This window comes from Amycolatopsis sp. AA4 (genome assembly GCF_002796545.1).
In the GTDB taxonomy this organism is placed as follows: Bacteria; Actinomycetota; Actinomycetes; order Mycobacteriales; family Pseudonocardiaceae; genus Amycolatopsis.
The window spans coordinates 8,777,841-8,800,179 of sequence record NZ_CP024894.1; the positions used below are offsets into that span (position 1 = coordinate 8,777,841).

A 22,339-nucleotide genomic window follows, 5' to 3' on the forward strand; every position below is an offset into this window, starting at 1 on the left:
GCCCGGCGACAGGCATACTCCGGCTCCCGAACTCCCCGCCCGAGAGGATTCCGCGCACCATGGCCCGGCCGTTCCCCACCAAGCGCACCGTGCTGCTCGCGGTCGTGCTGCTCATCGCTGTCGTCGGGTTTTGGTACGGACAGCGCGAAGTCGGCGACACCCAGTCCGAGGCGGCGCCGGCGTCCGCCGCGGACGCGACGAAGCAGCTGTCCGAACTGAAGATCGGCGCGCGCGGCACGATGACCGGCTATTCGCGCGACAAGTTCAAGCACTGGGACAGCCAGGGCGACAACTGCGACACCCGCGAGGCCGTCCTCAAGCGCGCGGGCAAGGACGTCAAGGCGGGCAGCGACTGCAAGCCGACGTCGGGCACCTGGCTCAGCGTCTACGACGGCCAGACCTGGACCAAGCCGACCCAGCTCGACATCGACCACCTGGTCCCGCTCGGCCAGGCCTGGGTGAGCGGCGCGCGCGACTGGACGCAGGAGAAGCGCGAGCAGTTCGCGAACGACCTGGTCCGGCCGCAGCTGTTCGCCGTGACGGCGAGCGTGAACCGGCAGAAGAGCGACAAGGCGCCGGACGAGTGGAAGCCGCCGCTGGTTTCGTTCTGGTGCACCTACGCGACCGACTGGGTCACGGTGAAGCACTACTACGGGCTGACGATCACCGACATGGAGAAGAACGCGCTGCAGGACATGCTGAAGCGCTGCCCAGCGTGACAAGCTGGGTCCCATGGCGACCTTCGCACTGATCCACGGGGGCGGCGGCAGCGGCTGGGACTGGCACCTGGTCGCCGCGCGGCTCAAGGCGTCCGGCCACGAGGTCGTGACCCCGGACCTGCCCATCGAGAACCCCCAGGCCACGCTGGCTGACTTCACCGACACCGTCGTCGCGGCGATCGGCGACGCGCAGGACGTCGTCGTGGCCGGCCATTCCTACGGCGGGTTCACCGCGCCGCTCGTGGCGGAACGGGTCGGCGCGCGGCTGCTCGTGTTCGTCGCCGGGATGGTGCCCGCGCCGGGCGAGGCTCCAGGGGAGTGGTGGGGCAACGTCGGCTTCGCGTCGGCCGAGGGCTTGAGCACCGCCGAGCAGTTCATGGCGGACGTTCCGGCGGAGCTGGCCGAGGAGAACGAGCGGCGGGGCCGGGACCAGAACAGCGCCGAGTACAGCGTGCCGTGGCCGGGCGAGCGGCTGCCGGACGTGCCGACGAAGGTGTTGATCTTCCGCGACGACCGGTTCTTCGCCGCGGACCTGTTGCGCCGGGTCGCGAAGGAGCGGCTGGGACTGGACGCGGACGAGATGGCTGGTTCTCATCTCGCGTTGCTGAGCCGTCCGGACGAACTGGCCGACCGCCTAATGGCCTATTACGCGACGGTGGCTGGCTAACCAGACGTTGTCCCAGTTGCGACATGTCACAACCGCGACACCGCGAGCTAGTGACGTGAACCCCGGCTCGCCCCGAATCTGGTGCGATGACGTGGAGATCACGAGCCATCACTCTCGGCTGCACGGGCGCACTGGTCGCGGCATTCGGCCACGCGGCACCCGCGGCGGCGGAGCCTGCGAACGGTTCACCGGCGCCTGGTCCCGGTGAGCGGCACACGGTCACCCTGCTCACCGGTGACGTCGTGCGAGTCGAAAGCGTCCAGGGCGGCAGGCAAATCGCGACGGTCCAGCCGGGCAAGGGGCGCGAGAACATCCGCTTCAGCCAGTCCGAAGTGGACGGAAAGCTGCTGGTCATCCCGGCGGACGCACTGTCGCTCGTGGCGGGCAAACGGCTCGACAAAGCCCTGTTCAACGTCACCGACCTGATCGCGCAGGGGTACGCCGACGAGTCGAGCCCGACGGTGCCGATGATCGCGCACTACGCGAAGGGCGTCTCGATCGCGTCCGCGCCGACGCTGGCCGCCACCACGCAGGGCGCTGAACTGCCCAGCGTGAACGGCCGCGCGGTGCGGGAGGACAAGAAGCGTGCCGGCGAGTTCTGGCAGTCCTTCACCGGCCCGCACGCGGCTTCCGGTGCGGTGGAACGGATTACGCTCGACCGCAAGGTGCACGCGTCGCTCGACCGCAGTGTCCCGCAGATCGGGGCGCCGGAGGCGTGGGCGGCCGGGTTCGACGGATCCGGCGTCGCGGTGGCCGTGCTCGACACCGGCTACGACCCCAACCACCCGGACCTCGCGGGCAAGGTGGCCAAGTCGGCGAACTTCTCGACCAGCCCGGACGTCGTCGACCGGTTCGGCCACGGCACGCACGTCGCGGCGACCATCGCGGGCACCGGCGCGGCCGCGGGCGGCGCGCGCAAGGGCGCGGCTCCGGGCGCGAAGCTGTACGTCGGCAAGGTGCTCGGCGACGACGGCACAGCCTCGTCTTCCGAAGTCCTGCAAGGGATGGAGTGGGCCGCGGCGTCCGGAGCCAAGGTGATCAACATGAGCCTCGGCGGCGGCGCGACCGACGGCACCGACGATCTCAGCGTCGGCCTCAACGAACTCACCGCCCGCACCGGCGCGCTGTTCGTGGTCGCCGCGGGCAACGACGGCCAGAACGGCGCGTCGACCATCGGCACGCCCGGCACCGCGGACGCCGCGCTGACCGTCGGCGCGGTGGACCGCAAGGACGAGCTGGCCCCGTTCTCCAGCATGGGTCCGCGGCAGGGCGACCAGGCGGTGAAGCCGGACATCACCGCGCCGGGCGTGGGCATCGTCGCGGCGCGCGCGGCGGGCACTGCACTGGGTGAAGTGGTGGACCAGTACTACACCGCTGCCTCCGGCACGTCGATGGCGACGCCGCATGTCGCTGGTGCGGCGGCGATCCTGGCCCAGCGGTATCCACAATGGACCGCGCAGCAGCTCAAGGACGGCTTGGCCAGTACGTCGAAACCGTCTGCGGGACTCAACGCGTTCCAGCAAGGCGGCGGCCGGGTGGACGTCGCGGCTGCGGCCGTGCACCCCGGAGTCTTCGCGACCGGCACGCTCAACCTCGGCCCGGTAACCAACGACAGCGGTCCGGTACGCAAGGAAATCACCTACACCAACACGACTTCCGCACCGGTCACCATCACCCCGAAACTCGACCTGCGCCGCGGTGACGGGGCCACGCCGGGCGACGCGGTGAAGCTCGACAAGTCCACTGTGGAGGTTCCCGCCAACGGGACCGCGACGGTAGCGGTCTCCGTCGATTCGGCTGCGCTGGTGCCTGGCAACTACACCGGCAGCGTTCTCGTCGGCGCGGTGCACACGACGATCGGGCTGGTGAAGGAACCGCCGAAGCACAAGGTGACCGTCACCGGTGTCGGGCGCGACGGCAAGGCGCATCCGATGGACATCCAGATCTTCGGCGACGACATGCGCTACGACATCGTGGGCGACGTCGTCAGCGACCATCCGTTCGTCACCGAACTGCCCGAGGGCACCTACTACGCCCGCGCGATGTTCCACACCGGATGGGCTCCGGACGAGGAACTCGCGATCGTGCTCAAACCCGAGTTTTCCCTGACCGGGGACCTGAACCTGGTGATGGACGCGCGGAACGCGGTGCCGGTGGAGATCAAGACGCCGCGGCCGTCGACGCTGGAAAACATCATCAGCAGCTACGCGCACCGCGAATTCGGCTCGCGCAAGATCTCGAACTACGTGATGGAATTCCCCGGCGTCCGGCACATCTACGTGACGCCGACGCAGAAGGTGAAGAACGGGACGTTCGAATTCGGCACGCGGTGGCAGCTCACGGCGCCGATGCTGACCGCGACTACGTTGCCGTGGGTCGGGATCAAGACCGAGCTGTTCTACTACGCGTCGTCCCCGGCGATTTCCGGCTTCAAGTGGCTCGACGTCGTTCCGGTCGCCGCCGACAAGCCGGAGCAATATGCCAAGGCGCGCGGGAAAATCGCGTTGGTGACCCCCGCGAAGGACGGCACCGACCCGGACGCCGCGGCAAAGCAGGCCGCCGCCGCGGGTGCCGCGATGGTGATGGTCGTCAGCCTGCCCGAGGAACACACGTACGGGCACTGGCAGCCGCGCGGGGATCGCCTGCCGATTCCCGCCGTGCTGATCACGAACGAACAAGGCATGAAGCTGGCCGACCGGGCCAAGTACGGTTTCACGAGCTTGTTCCTGCAGGGCACGCCGGTGAGCCCGTACCTGTACGACGTCATGCAGGTGACGCGCGACCAGATTCCGCAGAAGATCGTCTACCAGGTCAACGAACGCAACAGCGCGACGGTCACCGCGAATTACCACGCGACCGGCAAGGACGAATGGCTTTCCGAACAGCGATTCGGTTGGCGGCCATGGGAAAAGACCGCGATCAACCAGTATCAGCGGTACGCGCACACCGGAACGGCCCGCGAGGAAATCGTTTCGACCGACGAGACGATCTGGCAGCACCGGGTGAACAACAAGCTCAACTGGGACACTTTCCAGCCGCTGGCGGTCGGCATGCTCGAACAGCCGCGCACGTTCAGCCCCGGACAGCGGGCGACGGAAAACTGGTACGCGCCGGTGGTCCGCCCGGCGATCCCGCGCGGAGCCGGACTGGAAACCTCGCGCACGGGCGACACGTTCGCCTTCCGCATCCCCGAATTCGTCGATCCGGAAACGTCGCACTACGCGTTCTCCGAGTCGGCCTGGGAAGAGGTGCCGGACCAGGTGAGCGCGAAGCTGTACCAGGACGGAAAACTCGTCAAGGAAGGCCCGGCGGCGTGGGGCAAGTTCCCCGCTTCGGCGGACCCGGCGAAGTACCGGCTCGATTTGGCGCTGACCAAGACCACTCCGGACTGGACGTACGGCACGCACACCGAAACGTCGTGGACCTTCGGGTCGAAGCGGCCCGCCGAAGGCAAAACGGACCTGCTTCCGTTGCTGCAGGTGGATTACGGCGTGCAGACCGACCTGGCGCAGAAGGCGCGAGCCGGACGTGCGCTGCCGGTCGAGTTCACCGTCCGCAACCAGGACGGCTTGGCCGCGCCGAAAAATCCGCAGCTGACCGTCGAAGTGTCCTATGACGACGGTCGCACGTGGACGAACGTCAAGCGGATGGACCCCATCGGCGGTGGCCGTTTCCGCGCCGTGGTCGGCCATCCGCGGCTGGACCGCACGAACGGATTTGTCGCGCTGCGAGTGCAGGGCTCCGACGCGGACGGGAACGCGGTGCAGCAGACCGTGCTCCGCGCCTACGGGCTCTCCTGAGAAAGAGGCAGCCGGATAACCCGTCGCGGTTATCCGGCTGCCGCGGGCTCGTCGAGCCAGCCCTGCCTGCTGACCTCCCACGCGAGCTGCATCCGGGTCTGCACGTTCATCCGGGTCATCAGGTCGTGGATCCGCCGCTGCACGGTCCGCTGGCTCACCGCGAGCCGCGTCGCGATCGCCTTGTCGGTGACCCCCGCGACCAGCAATGACAACAAATGCAGCTCGTCCCGGTCCGGCCCGGCGCCACCGGGGGCGTCCTGCGGGGTCCCGTCCGCGCGCAGCGGCCACGCGCGTTCCCAATAGCTTTCGAACAACGCGATCAACGCGGCCAGCAGACTGCTCTCGCGGATCAACGCGGCGGTCGGTTCGCCGGAGCCGTCGAGATTCTGCACCAGCGGGCACAACGCGATGGTGCCGTCGGCGATCGCCAGCCGCACCGGAACCACGGTGGACGACCGCGCCTCCTCGCCGTGCCGGATCCCGTGCGCGACGTTCTCGATCATGCCGGGCTCTTCCAGCATCGCCCGCTCGTAGACGACGCGGTACCGCACGCCGCGAGCAAGCGCGTCGTACTCGTCGGCGTTCTCGCCCGACGCCATCGCGATGTGCCCGGCCCGGCAGAACCACAGCAGCTCGTGCCGGGCGCCGACCTGGATGTTCGTCAACTGCTGGCGGATCGCCGCACTGCCGGTGATCACCTCGACCAGTTGCGTCGCGTCCCGCCGCCGCGCACCCCCGCGATACTCCTCGGCCATCCGGCTCACTGCGGTGCGCGCCCACTCCAGCGATTCCTGCCCGCGCATCAGCAAGGGCCCGAACGCGACATCCGGCGGCGACGGCGCATACCGCGGCTCGTCCCCGGCGACCAGGCTGACCAGCCCCTTGGCGTGCAGCGAACGCAGAATCGCCGACACCTGCGCCGCGCTCAGGCCCAGCTGCTCGGCCACCTGCCGCGGTCCGGCGTCGAACATCCCCACGAGGAGCCGGTAGACCCGCTCCTCGTCCCCAGTCACCCCGATTGCGTCCAGCATCCGGCGAGCGTAAGGCACCGGCAACGGGAGCGAACGAGACAAAACCGGACAGCGCGCGGCGGGACCAGTCCTGGGGGAGCGGACTGCAACCGGTCTCGCCTCCCCGTTCAGGAGTCGGATCAGGAGCGCTCGGCGCGGCCGGACTCCTGGCAGGCCGTCAGCTCAGGCCGAACGCCGCCCACACGCACTTCCCGCCCTCGGCCGGGTCATAACCCCAGCGCCGGGACAACGCGCGCACCAGCTGAAGCCCCCGGCTGCGCGCCGCGGACGGGGCGACCGGTTCCTTCAACTGCGGAACGGCGGCGGAAGTGTCGAAAACCCGCACCATCAGTTCGCCGTCCTCAAGCCGCAGCTCCAAGCGGTCCGGGCGGTCGCCGTGCTCGAAGGCGTTGGTGACCAGTTCGGAGGTCGCGAGCAGGACGTCGTCGCGCACCTGGGCGGGGACGTCGACCTGGGCGAGCGCGGCGCGGACCTGGGCTCGCGCGATGGCGGGCGCGGTGACGTCGTCCGGAAGCTCCAGGCGCACGGTGGCGGCGGCCGCCCCGGTGCTCCTGGTCGGCATCCTCGACGTCGTCATGGCTTCTGCACCTCCCGGCCGCTCTGCTCGCATCTGGTGTTTACCCAACTCGGGGGAAACCGAATCAGGTGCCCTCGGTGATGTCAGTCTCCGCCAGTCCGGTACGGAGCTTTTTCAGCGTCGCCGCGAGCAGCCGCGACACCTGCATCTGGGAAACCCCGACGCGGCGCGCGATGTCCGATTGGCTCATCCCGGACCCGAAGCGCAACGCCACGATCTTGCGCTCGCGCTCCGGCAGACTGTCCAGCATCGGCCGCAGCGCCTCGCGCAGTTCGGCTTGGCCGAGGTTCGCGTCCGGCGCGCCGAAGCGGGTGTGCGCGGAGTTCTCCAGCAGGTTGTCCAGCGAGGCCCCGTACCGGCCCTGCCCCGCGCGCAGACCCTCGTAGACGTCCTCGATCGGCACGTCGAGATGCCGCGCGATCTCACTCGGCTTCGGGGCGCGCGAAAGCCGCACGGTCAGTTCCTCGCGGGCAGCTGAGATCGTCGCGTTGAGCTCCTTGAGCCGCCGCGGCACCCGGACCGACCAGCTGTTGTCGCGGAAATGGTGGCGCAATTCGCCGGAGATCGTCGGCACCGCGAAGGCCAGGAAGTCCGTGCCCTGCGTGGGGTCATAGCGGTCGACCGCGTGGATGAGGCCGACCGTCGCGATCTGCACGAGGTCGTCCATCGCCTCGTCGCGGTTGCGGAACTTCCGGGCGAGGTTGCGCGCCAGTTCGAGGTGCTCGCGCACCAGGATGTCCCGGATCTCCTCGCGGCGGGGCGAACGGTCGGGCAGCTGCGTCAGCTCGTGGAACAGGGCTGCCACGTCGGTGGGCTTGTCGCCGCCGGCGGGGTTCGTCACGAGCTGGCCGCCTCACTCTCCCGGACCAGTTGCACCCGGGAGAGGTACCGGCCGTTGGCCGGGGTCACGGTGCGCCGCGCGGAGGTCGCGAGCGCGGTCAGCAGCTGCCAGGACAGACCGGTCTCGTCGCCGTGCTCGGCGCGGTCGGAGACCACCGACACAGTGACCTCGATCCGGCCGTCCAGCCAGGAAAACACGCAGGTCAGCTTGCCGTCGGCGGCCGAGGGCAACAGCATCGAGCAGGCCTCGTCCACGGCCATCCGCAGGTCCTCGACCGCGTCCAGGTCGAAGTCCTGGCGCATCGCGATGTCGGCGACGATGGTGCGCAGGGTGGGCACCACGTGCGGGATAGCCGCCGTCCGCACCTCGATGAGCTGTGCGTCCTCGCGCTCGAGCGGGGCGTTCTCCTCCACGTGCTGTTCCTCTCTCCGGCGTGCTTCGCCAGTCTTTCGTGCCCGGTCTGCCACATGCCCGGGGGGTGAGCAAACCAAACCCGCGTTTGACCGCCGCGACCGGCGGGCATGTAGCGGTCGAGTGCTGATCCCGGGAAAGGTGGGGACGACATGGCTGACGTGAGCCGACTGCCGAACGTGGTGGCCGAGGAGTGGGAGTGGCAGCTTCAAGGCTCGTGCCGCGGAGCGGACAGCAGCCTGTTCTTCCATACCGACAACGAGCGCGGCTCCGCGCGCGAGCGCCGCGAGTCCCGTGCCAAGGCGATCTGCCACACCTGCCCGGTGCTGGCCCAGTGCCGCAAGCACGCGATGACCGTCGAAGAGCCGTACGGGATCTGGGGCGGGCTCGGCGAGATCGAGCGCCGCGAGCTGTTCATGCGCGAACGGCGGGCCAAGCGCAAGACCGTGTCTGCCTGAGCCGACGACCTCCCCGCCCGCGCGCCGACCTGCGGTGCGCGGGTGCTGTGCGTCTCCCGGCCCCCCGCGCGCCAAGGTGTAGCCGTGTGCCGACGCGGCGGCGGTCACCCGCTGGGTTAGGGTTGGGTCTCCAGATGCTTTGGGACCGTGACACGGTTGCCGCTTGAGACTACAGGCGCGTACCGGCGCAGGAGCAGCGCCTGACGAGGAGAAACTGCATGCCCGCAGCCGACCAGAACGCCACTCCGCCCGGATTCGGCATCACGCTGGACACCGCGGCCGCCGAGCCGAGGGTGGTGGTCACGGGTGAGCTCGATCTGCTCACCAGCCCGCAGCTGCAGGAAGCTCTTGCCGGATTGATCGCGGACAAGAATTCCCGTCGCGTGGTGGCCGACCTCACCGGGGTGACCTTCTTCGACTCATCGGCGCTGAACGTCGTCCTGCACGCCCAGCGGCAGGCCGGCGAACAGGACGTCGAACTCGAGGTCGTCCCGAGCCCGGCGGTGAGCCGGGTGATCGAGCTCACCGGCGTGGCCGAACACCTGAGCGTGTCGGAGGAACCCCCGGCCTGATCTCCCGATACGGTCGCGGATCGAATTGGCCCGCGACCTGGGGGATGACCATCATGATGGGGCGCACGCACGCCCTGACCGGCTGGTGTGCGGGGCTCGCCCTCGCGCCCGCGGTCGGCGTCGGCTCGGTGCATCAGGCGGTGGTCTTCGCGGCCACCACGGCCGGGTTCGCGCTGCTGCCGGACCTGGACCATCCCAGCGCGAGCGCGACCCGCCTGTTCGGCTGGCTGACCGGCGCGCTGTCGTGGCTGCTGCGCCGGGTGTCCGCCGCCGTGTACGCCCTGACGAAGGGTCCGCGCGACGAAAAGGTGACCGGCACGCACCGGCACCTCTCGCACACCCTCTTGTTCGCGGTCGCCCTCGGCGCGGCCACCTCCGCGGGCTGTACCGCGGGCGGGGCTTGGGCCGTGCTGGGCGTGCTGTTGTTCGGCTTGCTGCTCGCGGTCGGCGCGCTGGGCGACTGGCTGCTGCTGCCCTACGGCGGCGCGGTGGCCTGGTGGTACTTCACCGCGCCCGACGACCGGGTGGCCCAGCTGGCGGACATCTCCGGCTGGCTCGGCGTGGCGGTCGCGGCCGGGTGTTTCGTGCACTGCCTCGGCGATTCGCTGACCGAGTCGGGCTGCCCGTTCCTGTTCCCGTTGCCGATCGGGGGGGGGAGACCTGGTACGAGCTCCGCCCGCCGAAGCCGCTGCGGCTGCACACCGGCAAGAAGGTCGAGACCCGGCTGGTGTTCCCGGTGTTCCTGCTGGTGGGAGTGCTGCTGATCCCGGGCGTGTGGGACTGGACGGTGGCCACGGCGGAGCACCTGTTCACGCCCTCGGCAGCGCAGACCGCGACTCACTGAGCGACAGCGCGCTGGTACCGATTCCCGAGCGCACGCACGGCCTCGACGAGTTCGGGCGGTTCCGTCACCGTGAAGTCGACCCCGAGCGAACCGAGATGCACCGCAAGAGTCTCGACGCTGTCCGCACCCGTATCCAGCAGGCAGCGGTCATCGTCGATCGCCGTGACCGTGCCGATCGCGGGAGTGATCCGCTCGGCCAGCTTCTCCGCGGACACCCGCGCCACGACCCGCGCCCGGTAACGCCACGCGGCGGAGGACGCGCCCCGGCGTACCTGGTCGACGGCCTCTTCGGGGAGGTCGCGGGGTGCGAACCGGGGACCGGCCGGGGTGCTGCGCGGGCGAATCCGGTCCACGCGGAAGGTCCGCCAGTCGTCCCGGGCGGGGTCGAAGGCGACGAGGTACCACCGGCGACCCCAGTTGACCAGGCGGTACGGCTCCACGTCCCGCCTGCTCTCGGTGCCGTCGTGGCCGAGGTAGTCGAAGCGCACGCGTTCGTGGTCGCGGCAAGCGGCGGTGAGGGTGCTGAGGACGTCCGCGTCCACCCGCGGTCCGAGGTCGTCCCTGGGCACCGCGACGGCGTAACGCTGGATCGCCTCGACCCGCCGCCGGAGCCGGGCGGGCAGGACCTTCTCCAGTTTGGCCAGCGCGCGCAGCGAAGTCTCCTCGACGCCGGTGATCGTGCCGCCGGCCGCGGTGCGCAGCCCGATCGCCACCGCGACCGCCTCCTCGTCGTCGAGCAGCAGCGGCGGCAACGCGGCCCCGGCCCCGAGCCGGTAACCGCCCACCGCGCCGCGGCTGCCGTGCACCGGATAGCCGAGGGTGCGCAGGCGTTCCACGTCGTTGCGGATCGTGCGGGCGCTGACCGACAGCCGTTCGGCCAGTTCGGCTCCGGTCCACTCGCGGGGCGTCTGGAGCAGCGAGAGCAAGCGCAGCAACCGCGCCGAGGTTTCCAGCATTTTTTCAGTATCCCGCGCGATTAGGAACGTAGCTTGCCTAATCCGCTCCTACGGTGCGGACAAGGCAGTAAGCGAACCGCACGGAGGAACAGCGCATGTATCTCGTCATCGGAGCCACGGCCCACTTCGGACGTCAGGCAGTGGAGGAGCTGGTCGCGGCGGGCGCGCCGGTGCGGGCGCTGACCCGGGACCCGGAGCGGGCCGGACTCCCGGACGGGGTCGACGTCGCCCGCGGGGACCTGACCAAGCCCGAGACGCTGCCGTCGGCGCTGGCCGGTGTCGAGGCCGCCTTCCTGGTCCCGCAGTACGGAATGGACGTCGCTCCGCTGCTCGCGGCCGCGGTCGAGGCCGGGGTGCGGCGGCTGGTGCTGCTGTCCTCGGGCGCGGTCGTTCCCGGCGCCGGACAGCAGCCCGACGTGATCGCCCAGTACCACCGCGACGTGGAGCGAGCCGTCGCGGAGACCGGCATCGAGTGGACGTTCTTGCGGCTGTTGTTCCCCGCCATCAACTCGCTGACGTTCGCGATGCAGCTTCAAGGCGGCGACGTCGTCCGCGTGCCGTATGCCGAGGCGGCGTTCAGCGCGGTGCACGAACGGGACGTCGCGGAGGTCGCCGCGCGGATCCTGACCGGCGGCGGGCACGCCGGGCGGGCCTACGACCTGACTGGCCCGGACTCGCTGACTCAAGCGGACCAGGTCCGGGTTCTCGGCGAGACGCTCGGGCGTCCGCTCGTCGTCGAAGATCTCGACCCGGAACCCGTCCGGGAGCAGATGAGCCAGTTCATGGACCCGGTATTCCTGGCGGCCCTGTTCGACCTCATGGCGCAGACGGTCGGCAAACCCGCGCCGGTCAACGACGTGGTCGAGCAGATCACCGGGCACCCGGCGCGCACCTATGCCCAGTGGACCGCGGATCACCGCGCCGACTTCAACAACTGAAGGAGCACGTTGTGACCCTCGGGCGGCGAGAGCTGGGACGAGCCCTGCTGGCCCGTCAGTCGTTGCTGGAACGAGCCGACGCGACCGTCGAGGAGGCGGTCGCGCGGCTGGTCGGCATGCAAGCGCAGGCCCCGTACGCGCCGTATTTCGGGCTCTGGAGCCGGATTCGGGCGTTCCGCACCGCGGACTTGGCGGACGCGCTGACCGAACGTCGCCTGGTGCGGGTCGCGCTGATGCGCAGCACCGTTCACCTGGTCACCGTCGCGGACTATCGCGCCTTGCGGCCGTGGTCGCAAGACGCGCTCGACCGCGAACTCGACACCGCGTTCAAGGCACCGCTGGCCGGCCTGGACCGCGCGGCCGTGGCGGAATCGGGCCGGGCGCTGCTGGGCACCCGGCCGCTTACCCCCAAGGAACTCCGGGCGGTGTTGCACGAGCAGTGGCCCGACCGTGACCCGCACGCGCTCGCCACCGTCGTGCGCAATCGCGTGCCGCTGGTGCAGGTGCCGCCGCGGGCGGTCTGGGGCGTCGGCGGCACCACCCGGTACGCGGCGGCGGCCGACTGGACCGGAACCGAACCGGCCGCCACCGCCGACGCCGAACAGATCGTGCTGCGCTACCTCGCCGCCTTCGGCCCGGCCTCGGCCGCCGACGTGCAGACCTGGGCGGGCCGGACCCGGCTGCGTCCGGTCCTGGAAGGCTTGCGGCCGCGGCTGGCGGTCTTCCGGGACGAACACGGGACGGAGCTGTTCGACCTGCCGGGCGCACCCCGCCCCGCGGCCCACACTCCCGCCCCGGTCCGCTTCCTGCCCGAGTACGACAACCTGCTGGCTTCCCACGCCGACCGCACCCGGGTGATCTCCGCCGAAGACCGCAAACGCTTGCTGACCGGCAACGGGATGCGCGCCGCTTTCCTCGTGGACGGTCAGGTCGCCGGAGCCTGGAAGCTCCAGCAGGACAAGACGTCGGCAACGCTTGAGATCGAGCCGTTCCGGCCGCTGACCGCCGCCGAGCGCGCCGAGGTCGAGACGGAAGGTTCGCTCCTGCTGAAGTTCGCGGCTCCCGGCGCGGACCAGGACGTCCGCGGGACTACTCCTCGAACCTAGGCGCGCCCGAGTAGTCGCGGGAGTGCACGATCCGCCCGTCGCGCACGGTCAACACCATCGCGTATGTCGACACGTACGGCTTGCCCTCGTACTCGCCGTGCAGGTCGTACTCGGCCACCAGCACCTCCGGGTCGCCGGTCTCGTGCACCACGACCCGGTCCGCCTTGGTGATCCGGCGGCGCTCCCCGGCCTGGTGAAAGCGTTTGCGCAACTCCTCGCGGTCGCGTGTCACCCTCGGCACCCCGGCCGGCGCGAACGGGATTTCGATGACGACGTCGTCGGAGTACAGGTCGGCGAGGTCGTCCCAGCGGTTGTCGACGGCCGCGTCGAGGAAGCGCTGGAAGACCTCCTTCGTGCCGTACAGCGTGGTTGCCGCGCCGTGGTTCGGGTAGTCGCGGTACCGGGTGACCTCGCCGTCCCGCACGGTCAGCAGTCCGGCCGACGACGGGAGCCGGTAGCGGCGGCCGGTGTGCGGATTGCGGCCCTCGGCGACCAGTTCGACCGCGAAGCCGTCCGCGGTTTCGGTGGTGGTGACCTCGACTTTCTCCAGGCCGATCCGGGCCGCGACGGCGCTGCCCGCGCCGAGCGTGGCCACTACCGCGTCCCGGCCGGCCGAACGGTGGCCGGTGAACGGGATCTCGTAGACGGCGTCCTCGGCGAGAACGTCCGCGAGCGCCGCGGCGTCGATGGCGCTCAGCGCGTTCGCGACGATCTCGGCTACTTCGGACACGGTGCGGGGCATCGGAAACCTCATTCGGGAAGACGGGACGATAATCGGAACGGGGCACCCGCTTACGACGATACGGAGTTCGCACTCCGGTTGTCAACGAGGGTCTGGAGATCTCGGCCACGGTCGGAAGCGGCGGACCTCGTTCCAAGGAAGAATCGGACGACCGCACCACTTTGAGAGCAGAGGAGATGGCCCGGTGGAGAAGCCTGCGCTCCGCGCGGACGCGCGCCGGAACCGCGCCCGCGTGCTGGCTGCCGCCGAAGCAGCGTTCGCCGTCGACGGGCTGTCCGTGCCCCTGGACGACATCGCGCGACTGGCCGGCGTCGGCGCGGGCACTGTCTACCGGCATTTCCCCAGCAAGGAAGCCCTGTTCCAGGCGGTCGTGGTGGAGCGGCTGGAACAGTACGGCGTCGAGGCACAGGAGTTGATCGACTCCGACGCGCCGGGCGAAGCGTTCTACGACTACTTCACGCGCGTCATCGAACAGGCGTCGCGCAATCGGGCAATCTGCGAAGCGCTCGGTGAGACCAGCGGTTCTGCGTACAAGGCCGAAGCAGCGGAGCGGTTTCGGGTGAACCTCACGGCGCTTCTGGAGCGCGCGCAAGCCGCGGGCGCCGTACGCGCGGACATCGACGGCGAAGACCTGCGCGCGCTCATCGTCGGCGCCCTCGCGGTGGAACGGTTTACGCCGGACAGCCGCCATCTGGTGCGGGTGCTGCTCGACGGGCTGCGCAAGGTCTAATCGCGGCGGCCGACGCGTAGGTGGATGCGTTCGCCGGATTTGCTGAAGAGACTGAGGATTTCGACGTCGCCCTTGCCCGCGGCACCGAACCAGTGCGGGAGGTGGCAGTCGAACTCGGCTGCTTCGCCGGGGCCCATGATGAAGTCGTGATCGCTCAGGCGTACGCGTAGCCGTCCGCGAAGCACGTAGAGCCATTCGTGCCCGTCGTGGCTGCGCGGATGGGGCTCTACGTCGCCCGCCGGGATGATCTGTTTGTAGGCGCGGAGTTCTCCCTGATGCCGGGACAGCGGGATCAGCACGCGCCCGTCCCGCTTGGCGGCCTGCTGGGGCACGCGCGGGTCGACGATCCGGGGCGCGGCGACGATCTCGTCGAACGGGATGCCCAGCGCCGCGGTGATCGGCAGCAGCAGTTCGAGGCTCGGCTTGCGCTGCCCGGATTCCAGCCGGGACAGCGTGCTGGTCGAAATGCCGGTGGACCGCGACAACTCGGCGAGGCTGACGCCGCGGTGGTCCCGGGCGCGCCGCAGACGGGGCGCGATCTGCTCGAGCACGCTGTCGACGGCGGGATGGTCAGTCATGCGGCGCAGTCAACCAATGCGTCCCGGAAACAGCAACGTTTCTTGCCGCTTCCGGTCGAGTCTTCCGATGCTGGACGCGGAGGTGCTGACGCGCCCAGACCACGGAGGTTTGCCCGTTCATGACCAGCGAGACCGTCGAAACACCCCGGAGTTCCGCGCGCCTGCCCATCGGCGTCTACCTGCTCGCGTTCAGCCTGTTCGCGATGGGCAGCGCGGAGTTCCTTCTGGCGGGCGTGCTGCCCGCGGCAGCGGACGACCTTGAGGTTTCGCTGTCCTCCGCCGGATTTCTCATCACCGCGTTCGCGCTCGGGGTCGTATTCGGGGGCCCGCCGTTCGCCGTGCTCAGCTTGCGCTGGCCCCGCCGCACCGCGCTGCTGGCCACGCAAGGAGTGTTCGCGGTCAGCATCGCCGCCGGGCTGCTGGGCGACTACCCGGTCCTGCTGGTGAGCAGGGTGGTCTCGGGGGTCGCCTACGCCGGTTTCTTCGCTGTCGCTTCCGTGACTGCGATCAGCCTGGTCACCCCGGAGCGCAACGCCCGCGCCTCCGGAGTCGTGGTGAGCGGTCTGAGCGTCGCCATGGTCGCAGGCGGACCGGCGGGTACCTTGCTCAGCCATTTCACCCAGTGGCGCGGCGGATTCTGGGCTGTGGTCGCACTGACGCTCGCCGGAATCGTCGCCTGCTCGCTCGGCATCCCGGCGGCGAACACCGGCTCCGCGGCACGACCGAGCGTGTCGCGGGAACTCGCCACCATTCGCAAACCGCGGCTCTGGGGGATTTACGGGATCACGATCCTGACGACCGCGGCGTACATGATCACGTTCAACTACCTCTCGGCAATGCTGGCCGACATCACTGGCGTCCCGACGGGGTGGATCCCCGCGGTGCTCGCGCTTTTCGGGCTCGGTGCTTTCGCTGGCTTGTCCATCGGCGGGCGCGTTTCCGATCAGCGGCCCCACTCCGCGCTGCTCGCCGGAGCCGCCGCGATCGTGCTTCTTTCGGTCGGCATGGTTTTCGCCGTCCACAGCTGGTGGGCGGTGCTTCCCGCAGTGTTCCTGCTCGGGGTCGCCGCTTTCGTGCTGAATCCCGCGATCTACGGCCGGGTTTTCGCCATCGCCGCCGACGCCCCGACTCTCGCTGGGGCGACCACGGTTTCGGCATTCCAGCTGGGAATCAGCGCGACGCCGGCCCTGGCGGCAGCCGTGCTGACCCATGCCCTCACGTCGGTCAGCCTCATCGGAGCTGTCCTCGCCGCGCTTGCGGTTCCCCTAATCGTTCTTGATCGCACCCTCGGCTAGCGGCAGATCACGCAGCTTGCGAAGCGGCGAAGCAACGAGAATCGCCGACGCCGCAAGCACTCCGACTCCGCACACGTACAGCGTGACCCGGGTTGTGGTGAGTTCGGCGATGAAGCCGCCGAGCAGACTGCCGAGCGGGGCGACGCCGAAAACGACCGTCTGCGACACCGACGACACCCGGCCCAGCAGCTCGTGCGGGGTGACCGCCTGCTGGAAACTCGTCTCGAACACGCCGAGCACGATGATCCCGAAGCTCGACCCGATCCCGCCCGCGATGTACCAGGCGAGACCCCATCCTGGCGTCGCGAAAGCGTTGGGCAGGAACGAAATGCTGTACACGGCACCGCCGATGAACAGGGCGCGCGCGGCACCGAAGCGGGCACCGAGTCGTCGGGCGACCAGGCTGGCCAGCAGTGCTCCGGTGAGCGAAAGCGTGCCGAGCAGCCCGATCGTGAACGGCGTCAGATGCAGGTCTCGCACCATGAACACCATCGACACCGCCATGAACATCGACTGGAACAGGCTCGAAACGGCGCTGTGGACGGTGATCGCGCGCAGGATCGGGTGGCGCAGCACCGTCCGCACCCCTTCGGCGATTTCCCGGCGGAGGTTCCGCTCGGCAGGTTCGGGCCGCACATCCGGCGTGCGAATCCGGCGCAGCCACGCGGCGGACCACAGGTAGGTCGCCGCGTCGAGCGCCATCGCGCCCGCGCCCCCGACGAACTGCACGATCATCCCGCCAAGGCCGGGTCCGGCGAGCGCGGCGACGGACAGGTTCGTCTGCAGCCGGGCGTTCGCGTCGGGCAACTGGCCGCGCTCGACGAGGTTCGGCAGGTAGGTCTGGTGCGCGACGTTGAAGAAGACAGTGAACCCGCCGGCCAGCAACACGACGACATACAGATGGCCCAGCGTCAGCGACCCGAACAGCGCGGCGAGCGGCACCGAGCCGATGAGCACCGCGCGGGCGAGGTCGGCGGTGATCAGCACCGGCCGGTTGCGCATTCGGTCGCACCACGCGCCCGCCTGCAGTCCGAGCAGCAGATACGGGAGCGTGCTCAGCGTCCGCAGCAGCGAAACCTCGGCCACGGACGCGGCGAGCGTCGTGGTGGCTAGCAGGGGAATCACCAGGAAATCGATGCGGTTGCCGACCTGGCTGAGGCCGTCGGCTAGCCAGAGCCGCCGGAAGTCCGGCGAGCGAAGAATCCCCCTCATAGGATCAGTGTTACATAAGTTGAGTCAGTAGATATCAAGTTGCACAGTGCGTAACGACGCCTATGATCAACGCGACGAACCCTCGTAGCCGAGTGACCGTGCGGCGAGGAGGTGCCGGATGTCGGACACCGCTCCCACCTGGGGTTATGTCGTCGTGACCGGGCTTGCCGGCCTGGCGGGCGGACTGCTCATCGCCGCGTTGCTGGTAGCCGGTCGCACTCCGCGTCCGGCCGGGGAGTCGTCGCCGCCCATCCCGCAGCCCGTGCAGCCGGTGACGGTCACGGTGACCGGCCTCCCTCTGCCGCCGATCACCGTGACCGAGCGCCCGCCGGCACTCCCGGCCCCGCCGCCGCGCACGACCACGGCCACGGTGTCGGTCACCCCCACGGTGTCGAGCCCGCCGGCGCCCCCGCCGACCACGCTCGGCCCGACCACCGGGTTTTTTCGCGACGAACGCTGACGTCAGCCGACGTCGCGCCGCCGCCAGCCGGCCAGGCCCGCCGCCAGCACGACCGCCGCGACGGCCAGCAGCACCACCAGCGGCACCGCGGTGAACACCGCGCCGGGCACCTTCGGCGGATGCTGGAACGGCGAGACGTCCAGCAGCACCTGCGGCGCGTTGACGACCGGTCCGAACATGCTGATCAGCAACGCCAGCGCCGCCACGCCCCAGGCAGCGGTCGCCAGTTTCGGCAGGAGCCCGAAGATCAGCGCGGCCACCGCGACGATCACCCACGCCGCGGGCACCTGCACCGCGACGGCCGCGACCATGTTCCCGACCGACCGGCCGACGTCCCCGCCGCGCAATCCGTTCGACAGCCCGAGCAGCACGCCCCCGACGAGCACGAGCAACGCGCTGCCGAGGAACGCGAACACCAGGTGGCTCGCGGCCCAGCGCAGCCGTCCGACCCGCGTGGCCAGCAGCGGTTCGAGCCGGAGCGAGGTCTCCTCGGTGCGCATCCGCAGGGTCGCCTGGACGCCGTAGAGCGAAACGAGCATCGCGAACAGGCTCACCATCGTGGCGAGGAACGCGTCGACCAGACCGTGCGAACCGCCGAGCCGCTCGAAGATCTGCCTGCTTTGCTCGGTACCGCCGACCAGGCCGGAAATGCCTTGCGCGATCGTCCCGAACAACGCGCCGCCGACCGCGAGCCCGACCAGCCAGCCGAGCAACGGACCCCGCTGCAGCCGCCAGGCCAGCGAGAACGGCGACCGCAGCGACGGCGCGGCCTCACTCGGGCCGAGTCGCGGCGGAAGCAGGCCGACGCCGACGTCGCGGCGCGGTAGCAGCGCATAAGCCACGGCAACCAGTACGAGCGTGAGCGCGAGGGGCAAAATCAATACCCACCAACGTTCTTCGGCGAACGGCCGGATTTGCTGTGACCAGCCGAGCGGCGACAGCCACGACAGCCAATGCGCGTCGGTGGTCGAATCACCCGCGCCACGCAACAGAAACGCGACGCCGAGCACGGCCGTGCCGATGCCGTTCGCGGTGCGCGAGTACTCGCCGAGTTGTACGGCGACCGCGGCGACACCGGTGAAAACCAGCCCGGCGAGCGCAGTGCTCGCGCCGAGCGCGACGGAGCCTGCCGCGGGAACCTTCGCCGCGAGCGTCACCGCTTGCAGCACGCCGATCAGCACGCTCGCCCCGCCGGTCACCGCGAGCGCGGCGGTGAGCGGCGCGTATCGACCGACCACAGTGGACGCCAGCAGCTCGGCGCGGCCGGTGTCCTCCTCCGCGCGGGTGTGCCGGGTGAGCGTGAAGACCGCCATCAGGCCGGTCAGCAGCGCCAGGAACCCGCCCATCCGCCAGGCGATGAACCCGCCCGCCGTGCCGAGGTTGAACGCCGGGCCGTAGAGCAGCGCGAACGACGGGTTCGCGGCGGCCGACGCGATGAGCCCGGCCCGGCTCGCGGCGGTCGGATAGAACTGGTCGTAGCTGCTGATCGTGGCGACCGGGATGAGGCTGAGCAGGACGATCCAGATCGGCAGGATGACCCGGTCGCGGCGAAGGGCCAGCCGGATCAGCGGCCCGGTGCCGGTGAGCGCGCCGGTCATTTCCCGGCCTCGAGTTCGTCCGCGTAGTGGCGCAGGAAGAGTTCCTCGAGCGTCGGCGGCCTGCTCTCCAGGCTGCGCACGCCGATCTGGGTCAGCTGGCGCAGCGCGTCCTCGAGCGAACGGGTTTCCACGTCGAAGCGGACGCGGTTGCCGTCCATTTTGAGGTCGTGCACGTCGGCGAGCCGGGCGAGACCGTTCGGCGGTCCGGCCAGCTCCGCGGTGATCGACGTGCGGGTGAGGTGGCGCAGTTCGGCGAGTGTGCCGGACTCGACCGTGCGGCCGTTGCGGATGATGCTCACCTTGTCGCATAGGGCTTCCACCTCGGCGAGGATGTGGCTGGACAGCAGCACGGTGCGGCCCTGCGCGCGTTCCTCCTGGATGACCTCCTGGAAAGTGGCCTCCATCAACGGGTCGAGGCCGGAGGTCGGCTCGTCGAGCAGCAGCAGGTCCACAGTGGACGCGAGTGCGGCGACGATGGCGACCTTCTGCCGGTTGCCCTTCGAGTACGTGCGGCCCTTTTTGCGCGGGTCGAGGTCGAAGCGCTCGACGAGTTCCTCGCGGCGCTTCTGGTCGAGCCCGCCGCGCAGCCTGCCGAGCAGGTCGATGACCTCGCCGCCGGACAGATTGGGCCAGAGGTTGACGTCACCGGGCACGTAGGCGAGCCGGTGGTGCAGGCTCGCCGCGTCGCGCCACGGGTCGCCGCCGAGCAGCCGGACCTCGCCGGCGTCGGCGCGCAGCAGTCCGAGCAGGACGCGGATCGTGGTGGACTTCCCGGCGCCGTTCGGGCCGAGGAATCCGTGTACTTCCCCCGCGGGAACCTGAAGATCAAGGCCGTCGAGGGCCTTCACCCGGCCGAATGCCTTGCGCAGGCCGGAGATCGCGATGGCGTTTCCCATGATTCGGAAGCTACACTCTTTTCATGAAGTTGTGAAGTTAAGAAAACGTATGGACCGAGTGATCTTCTGGACGCGCGTGGGAGAGGATGGACGGATGACGACGCCTGAGACGAAGAGGGACGAGGACGCCGTCCGCCGATACGTCGAAAGCCTGGGCCTGGTGATGGCTCAGATCGGCATGCAGCGCATGTCAGCGCGGGTGTTCGCGGCGCTGATGACGACCGACTCGGGGCAGCTGACGGCCGCGGAACTGGCGGAGCAGCTGTCGGTGAGCCCGGCCGCGATCTCCGGTGCCGTGCGGTATCTCGACCAGATCGGCCTGGTGCGGAAGGTGCGCGAGCCCGGCGAGCGTCGCGACCACTACCAGCTCTACGACGACCTCTGGTACGCGACTTTCCTCAAGCGCGACCGTTTCCTGATCATGTGGCGCGACGCGGCCACCGAGGGCATCGACGCGCTCGGCGAGGACACTCCCGCCGGGAAGCGGCTGGCCGAGATGCGGGACTTCCTGGCGTTCATGCTGGTCGAGGTCAACAACCTGTACGACCGGTGGCACGAATTGCGGAAGAACCGCGACTAGCCGATTCGCGCGATTGCCGCGGCGAGCCGCGGGGCGAGATCCGGTCGCGGCGGGCGTTCCTCGAAGGACGCGAGGAACGCCTCCTGGAAACTCGCGCCGAGCAGCAGCCGGGCCGCGGCTTCGACGTCGAGATCGGCGCGCAGCCTGCCCAGCTTGACCTCGGCGGCAAGGTAGCCGGCGACGTGCTGGATCGGCAGGTCGGGGCCGTTTTCGAGGGTGTCCCGGTGGGTGCGGAGCAGGTCGCGCGAGGAGAAGATCGAGACGGAGATCGGAAAACTCGCGCAGTAGAAGGCCAGCGCGGTGGCGGTCAGCTCGGCGAGATTGTCGCCGAGTTCCGCCTTTTCCGGATGCTCGGCGAGCCGCGCCGCCGTGGCGGCCAGGTCGGGCAGCTCCTCTTTCAGCACCGCCAGGAAGAGCGCGGTCTTGTCGCGGAAATGCTTGTACAGCAAGGCTTCCGAGTAGCCCGCGGCCTGCGCGATCGCCTTGGTCGTGGCGTGCGCGTAGCCCTGCTCGCGCATGACCGTCGCGGCTGCGGCGACGATCTCCTCGCGGCTTCCCATGCGTGCTCCCTGAGGGTCTTCTCAGCGTGGTGAGTGTTCACTTACCCTAGCTGGTAAGTGAACACTCACCCCCGCTTGGAGGGCTCTCATGAAGATCACCGTCCTGGGCGCGAGCGGCCGGATCGGCGGCCTGGCGGTGCGGGAAGCGCTGGCGCGCGGATGGCACGTGACCGCCGTGGTCCGCGACCCTGCGCGGCTGACCGTGCCCGCGCACCCCCGATTGGACGTCGCGGTTCACTCGCTGACCGACCCCGGCCTCGCCGACGCGGTGACCGGCCGTGACGCTGTCGTCCTGGCTCTGGGTCCCACGGATCTCAAGCCGACGACGGTCAACTCCGACGGCACTCGTTCAGTGGTGGCTGCGCTGCGCGGTTCCTCGACGCGGTTTGTGGTGGTGAGCGCGTCCGGTCTGCCCGCGCCGGAAGACAGCGTGTTCTCACGGCTGGTGCTGAAGCCGTTGCTGGGTGCGGTGCTGCGCAACGGATACGCCGACCTGCGGCGGATGGAGGCGATTCTGCACGAGGCTCCGGACGTGCGGTGGACGATCGTGCGGCCGACGCGGCTCACCGACAAGCCCGCGCGGGAGCGGGTGCGCAGCGAGGTGGGGCGGGACGTGCGGGGCAGCTTCCAGATCCCGAGGGCGAACGTGGCGCGGTTCCTGCTGGACGCGGCCGAGGACGAGTCTTTGGCGGGGAAGACGGTGTCGGTCTCGCAGGGCTGAGGCGGTCTGCTGACGTCTGTGGTCGGGATTGTCCGCGGGTGCTGCCC

General features: G+C 69.7%; 23 protein-coding genes and 1 pseudogene. 13 read left to right on the forward strand and 11 right to left on the reverse strand.

The window, feature by feature from the left end:
* Positions 1-59 precede the first annotated feature (59 nt).
* The 3 genes from CU254_RS40745 to CU254_RS40755 all read left to right on the forward strand — a co-directional run bounded on the left by CU254_RS40745 (position 60) and on the right by CU254_RS40755 (position 5,186).
* Positions 60-719 (forward strand): HNH endonuclease family protein, encoded by a 660-nt coding sequence (locus CU254_RS40745; RefSeq protein ID WP_037719034.1) that lies wholly within the window; start codon positions 60-62, stop codon positions 717-719.
* Positions 720-732: 13 nt separating this feature from the next.
* Positions 733-1,386, forward strand: a complete 654-nt coding sequence (locus CU254_RS40750; RefSeq protein WP_009086004.1) for an alpha/beta fold hydrolase — start codon at positions 733-735, stop codon at positions 1,384-1,386.
* A 242-nt stretch (positions 1,387-1,628) separates the two neighbouring features.
* Complete coding sequence (locus tag CU254_RS40755; RefSeq protein WP_199786447.1) at positions 1,629-5,186, forward strand: S8 family serine peptidase; 3,558 nt, start codon at positions 1,629-1,631, stop codon at positions 5,184-5,186.
* A 29-nt stretch (positions 5,187-5,215) separates the two neighbouring features.
* On the opposite strand, the gene CU254_RS40760 is transcribed toward CU254_RS40755, so the two are convergent.
* The 4 genes from CU254_RS40760 to CU254_RS40775 form a co-directional block, all read right to left on the reverse strand.
* A complete protein-coding gene (locus CU254_RS40760; protein WP_009086007.1) occupies positions 5,216-6,217 on the reverse strand; it encodes a LuxR family transcriptional regulator in 1,002 nt (333 codons plus the stop codon).
* 157 nt (positions 6,218-6,374) lie between these two features.
* Complete coding sequence (locus tag CU254_RS40765; RefSeq protein ID WP_037719037.1) at positions 6,375-6,794, reverse strand: ATP-binding protein; 420 nt, start codon at positions 6,792-6,794, stop codon at positions 6,375-6,377.
* Between the two features lie 64 nt (positions 6,795-6,858).
* On the reverse strand, positions 6,859-7,635 hold the full coding sequence (locus tag CU254_RS40770; RefSeq protein ID WP_009086010.1) for a SigB/SigF/SigG family RNA polymerase sigma factor: 777 nt from the start codon (positions 7,633-7,635) through the stop codon (positions 6,859-6,861).
* Positions 7,632-8,048: an anti-sigma factor gene (locus CU254_RS40775; protein WP_009086012.1), complete on the reverse strand. Its 417-nt coding sequence runs from the start codon at positions 8,046-8,048 to the stop codon at positions 7,632-7,634. The genes CU254_RS40770 and CU254_RS40775 overlap by 4 nt, the downstream gene beginning before the upstream one ends.
* Before the next feature lie 150 nt (positions 8,049-8,198).
* Between CU254_RS40775 and CU254_RS40780 the strand changes: the two genes are divergently transcribed.
* The 3 genes and pseudogenes from CU254_RS40780 (at position 8,199) to CU254_RS40790 (ending at position 9,920) form a co-directional block, all read left to right on the forward strand.
* Complete coding sequence (locus tag CU254_RS40780) at positions 8,199-8,504, forward strand: WhiB family transcriptional regulator (RefSeq protein ID WP_009086013.1); 306 nt, start codon at positions 8,199-8,201, stop codon at positions 8,502-8,504.
* 218 nt (positions 8,505-8,722) lie between these two features.
* On the forward strand, positions 8,723-9,076 hold the full coding sequence (locus CU254_RS40785; protein ID WP_009086015.1) for an STAS domain-containing protein: 354 nt from the start codon (positions 8,723-8,725) through the stop codon (positions 9,074-9,076).
* 56 nt (positions 9,077-9,132) lie between these two features.
* Positions 9,133-9,920: pseudogene (locus tag CU254_RS40790) on the forward strand (metal-dependent hydrolase).
* Here CU254_RS40790 and CU254_RS40795 read toward each other — a convergent pair.
* Complete coding sequence (locus CU254_RS40795; protein ID WP_009086018.1) at positions 9,914-10,876, reverse strand: YafY family protein; 963 nt, start codon at positions 10,874-10,876, stop codon at positions 9,914-9,916. The pseudogene CU254_RS40790 and the gene CU254_RS40795 overlap by 7 nt on opposite strands.
* A gap of 95 nt (positions 10,877-10,971) precedes the next feature.
* Between CU254_RS40795 and CU254_RS40800 the strand changes: the two genes are divergently transcribed.
* The gene (locus CU254_RS40800; RefSeq protein ID WP_009086019.1) at positions 10,972-11,814 is read left to right on the forward strand and encodes an NAD(P)H-binding protein; all 843 of its coding nucleotides are present in this window, start codon (positions 10,972-10,974) and stop codon (positions 11,812-11,814) included.
* A gap of 11 nt (positions 11,815-11,825) precedes the next feature.
* Positions 11,826-12,920, forward strand: coding sequence for a winged helix DNA-binding domain-containing protein (locus CU254_RS40805; RefSeq protein WP_050788531.1), 1,095 nt, complete (start codon positions 11,826-11,828; stop codon positions 12,918-12,920).
* Here CU254_RS40805 and CU254_RS40810 read toward each other — a convergent pair.
* On the reverse strand, positions 12,904-13,662 hold the full coding sequence (locus CU254_RS40810; RefSeq protein WP_037719039.1) for a nuclear transport factor 2 family protein: 759 nt from the start codon (positions 13,660-13,662) through the stop codon (positions 12,904-12,906). The genes CU254_RS40805 and CU254_RS40810 overlap by 17 nt on opposite strands.
* Before the next feature lie 184 nt (positions 13,663-13,846).
* Here CU254_RS40810 and CU254_RS40815 point away from each other — a divergent pair, with 184 nt between their 5' ends.
* Positions 13,847-14,392 carry a TetR/AcrR family transcriptional regulator gene (locus CU254_RS40815; protein ID WP_009086025.1) on the forward strand — a complete coding sequence of 182 codons (546 nt, stop codon included), beginning with the start codon at positions 13,847-13,849 and terminating at the stop codon, positions 14,390-14,392.
* Here CU254_RS40815 and CU254_RS40820 read toward each other — a convergent pair.
* Positions 14,389-14,970, reverse strand: a complete 582-nt coding sequence (locus CU254_RS40820) for a helix-turn-helix domain-containing protein (RefSeq protein ID WP_009086026.1) — start codon at positions 14,968-14,970, stop codon at positions 14,389-14,391. The two genes, CU254_RS40815 and CU254_RS40820, sit on opposite strands and share 4 nt — an antisense overlap.
* 119 nt (positions 14,971-15,089) lie before the next feature.
* Between CU254_RS40820 and CU254_RS40825 the strand changes: the two genes are divergently transcribed.
* Positions 15,090-16,265, forward strand: a complete 1,176-nt coding sequence (locus tag CU254_RS40825; RefSeq protein ID WP_009086028.1) for an MFS transporter — start codon at positions 15,090-15,092, stop codon at positions 16,263-16,265.
* On the opposite strand, the gene CU254_RS40830 is transcribed toward CU254_RS40825, so the two are convergent.
* Positions 16,236-17,477 (reverse strand): MFS transporter, encoded by a 1,242-nt coding sequence (locus CU254_RS40830; RefSeq protein ID WP_009086030.1) that lies wholly within the window; start codon positions 17,475-17,477, stop codon positions 16,236-16,238. The genes CU254_RS40825 and CU254_RS40830 overlap by 30 nt on opposite strands.
* A 118-nt stretch (positions 17,478-17,595) precedes the next feature.
* Here CU254_RS40830 and CU254_RS40835 point away from each other — a divergent pair, with 118 nt between their 5' ends.
* Positions 17,596-17,937, forward strand: a complete 342-nt coding sequence (locus tag CU254_RS40835) for a hypothetical protein (protein ID WP_009086031.1) — start codon at positions 17,596-17,598, stop codon at positions 17,935-17,937.
* Between the two features lie 2 nt (positions 17,938-17,939).
* Here the strand turns inward: CU254_RS40835 and CU254_RS40840 are convergent, their stop codons facing one another.
* Together CU254_RS40840 and CU254_RS40845 are read right to left on the reverse strand one after the other, a co-directional pair.
* On the reverse strand, positions 17,940-19,535 hold the full coding sequence (locus CU254_RS40840) for an ABC transporter permease (RefSeq protein ID WP_009086033.1): 1,596 nt from the start codon (positions 19,533-19,535) through the stop codon (positions 17,940-17,942).
* Positions 19,532-20,431 carry an ABC transporter ATP-binding protein gene (locus CU254_RS40845; RefSeq protein WP_009086035.1) on the reverse strand — a complete coding sequence of 300 codons (900 nt, stop codon included), beginning with the start codon at positions 20,429-20,431 and terminating at the stop codon, positions 19,532-19,534. Before CU254_RS40845 ends, CU254_RS40840 begins: the two co-directional genes overlap by 4 nt.
* Before the next feature lie 94 nt (positions 20,432-20,525).
* Here CU254_RS40845 and CU254_RS40850 point away from each other — a divergent pair, with 94 nt between their 5' ends.
* Positions 20,526-21,011, forward strand: a complete 486-nt coding sequence (locus CU254_RS40850; protein WP_009086036.1) for a GbsR/MarR family transcriptional regulator — start codon at positions 20,526-20,528, stop codon at positions 21,009-21,011.
* Here the strand turns inward: CU254_RS40850 and CU254_RS40855 are convergent.
* Positions 21,008-21,571 (reverse strand): TetR/AcrR family transcriptional regulator, encoded by a 564-nt coding sequence (locus CU254_RS40855; RefSeq protein ID WP_009086038.1) that lies wholly within the window; start codon positions 21,569-21,571, stop codon positions 21,008-21,010. The genes CU254_RS40850 and CU254_RS40855 overlap by 4 nt on opposite strands.
* A gap of 88 nt (positions 21,572-21,659) precedes the next feature.
* Between CU254_RS40855 and CU254_RS40860 the strand changes: the two genes are divergently transcribed.
* The gene (locus CU254_RS40860) at positions 21,660-22,292 is read left to right on the forward strand and encodes an NAD(P)-dependent oxidoreductase (protein ID WP_100267004.1); all 633 of its coding nucleotides are present in this window, start codon (positions 21,660-21,662) and stop codon (positions 22,290-22,292) included.
* Positions 22,293-22,339 lie beyond the last annotated feature (47 nt).

Excerpts from the sequence above, each read along its gene's own strand:
- CU254_RS40760 (WP_009086007.1), bottom strand. The coding sequence starts at position 6,217 with ATGCTGGACGCAATCGGGGTGACTGGGGACGAGGAGCGGGTCTACCGG.
- CU254_RS40825 (WP_009086028.1), top strand. The coding sequence starts at position 15,090 with ATGACCAGCGAGACCGTCGAAACACCCCGGAGTTCCGCGCGCCTGCCC.
- CU254_RS40835 (WP_009086031.1), top strand. The coding sequence starts at position 17,596 with ATGTCGGACACCGCTCCCACCTGGGGTTATGTCGTCGTGACCGGGCTT.
- CU254_RS40750 (WP_009086004.1), top strand. The coding sequence starts at position 733 with ATGGCGACCTTCGCACTGATCCACGGGGGCGGCGGCAGCGGCTGGGAC.
- CU254_RS40830 (WP_009086030.1), bottom strand. The coding sequence starts at position 17,477 with ATGAGGGGGATTCTTCGCTCGCCGGACTTCCGGCGGCTCTGGCTAGCC.
- CU254_RS40745 (WP_037719034.1), top strand. The coding sequence starts at position 60 with ATGGCCCGGCCGTTCCCCACCAAGCGCACCGTGCTGCTCGCGGTCGTG.
- CU254_RS40795 (WP_009086018.1), bottom strand. The coding sequence starts at position 10,876 with ATGCTGGAAACCTCGGCGCGGTTGCTGCGCTTGCTCTCGCTGCTCCAG.
- CU254_RS40785 (WP_009086015.1), top strand. The coding sequence starts at position 8,723 with ATGCCCGCAGCCGACCAGAACGCCACTCCGCCCGGATTCGGCATCACG.
- CU254_RS40860 (WP_100267004.1), top strand. The coding sequence starts at position 21,660 with ATGAAGATCACCGTCCTGGGCGCGAGCGGCCGGATCGGCGGCCTGGCG.
- CU254_RS40810 (WP_037719039.1), bottom strand. The coding sequence starts at position 13,662 with ATGCCCCGCACCGTGTCCGAAGTAGCCGAGATCGTCGCGAACGCGCTG.
- CU254_RS40820 (WP_009086026.1), bottom strand. The coding sequence starts at position 14,970 with ATGACTGACCATCCCGCCGTCGACAGCGTGCTCGAGCAGATCGCGCCC.
- CU254_RS40840 (WP_009086033.1), bottom strand. The coding sequence starts at position 19,535 with ATGACCGGCGCGCTCACCGGCACCGGGCCGCTGATCCGGCTGGCCCTT.
- CU254_RS40845 (WP_009086035.1), bottom strand. The coding sequence starts at position 20,431 with ATGGGAAACGCCATCGCGATCTCCGGCCTGCGCAAGGCATTCGGCCGG.
- CU254_RS40780 (WP_009086013.1), top strand. The coding sequence starts at position 8,199 with ATGGCTGACGTGAGCCGACTGCCGAACGTGGTGGCCGAGGAGTGGGAG.
- CU254_RS40850 (WP_009086036.1), top strand. The coding sequence starts at position 20,526 with ATGACGACGCCTGAGACGAAGAGGGACGAGGACGCCGTCCGCCGATAC.
- CU254_RS40855 (WP_009086038.1), bottom strand. The coding sequence starts at position 21,571 with ATGGGAAGCCGCGAGGAGATCGTCGCCGCAGCCGCGACGGTCATGCGC.
- CU254_RS40800 (WP_009086019.1), top strand. The coding sequence starts at position 10,972 with ATGTATCTCGTCATCGGAGCCACGGCCCACTTCGGACGTCAGGCAGTG.
- CU254_RS40765 (WP_037719037.1), bottom strand. The coding sequence starts at position 6,794 with ATGACGACGTCGAGGATGCCGACCAGGAGCACCGGGGCGGCCGCCGCC.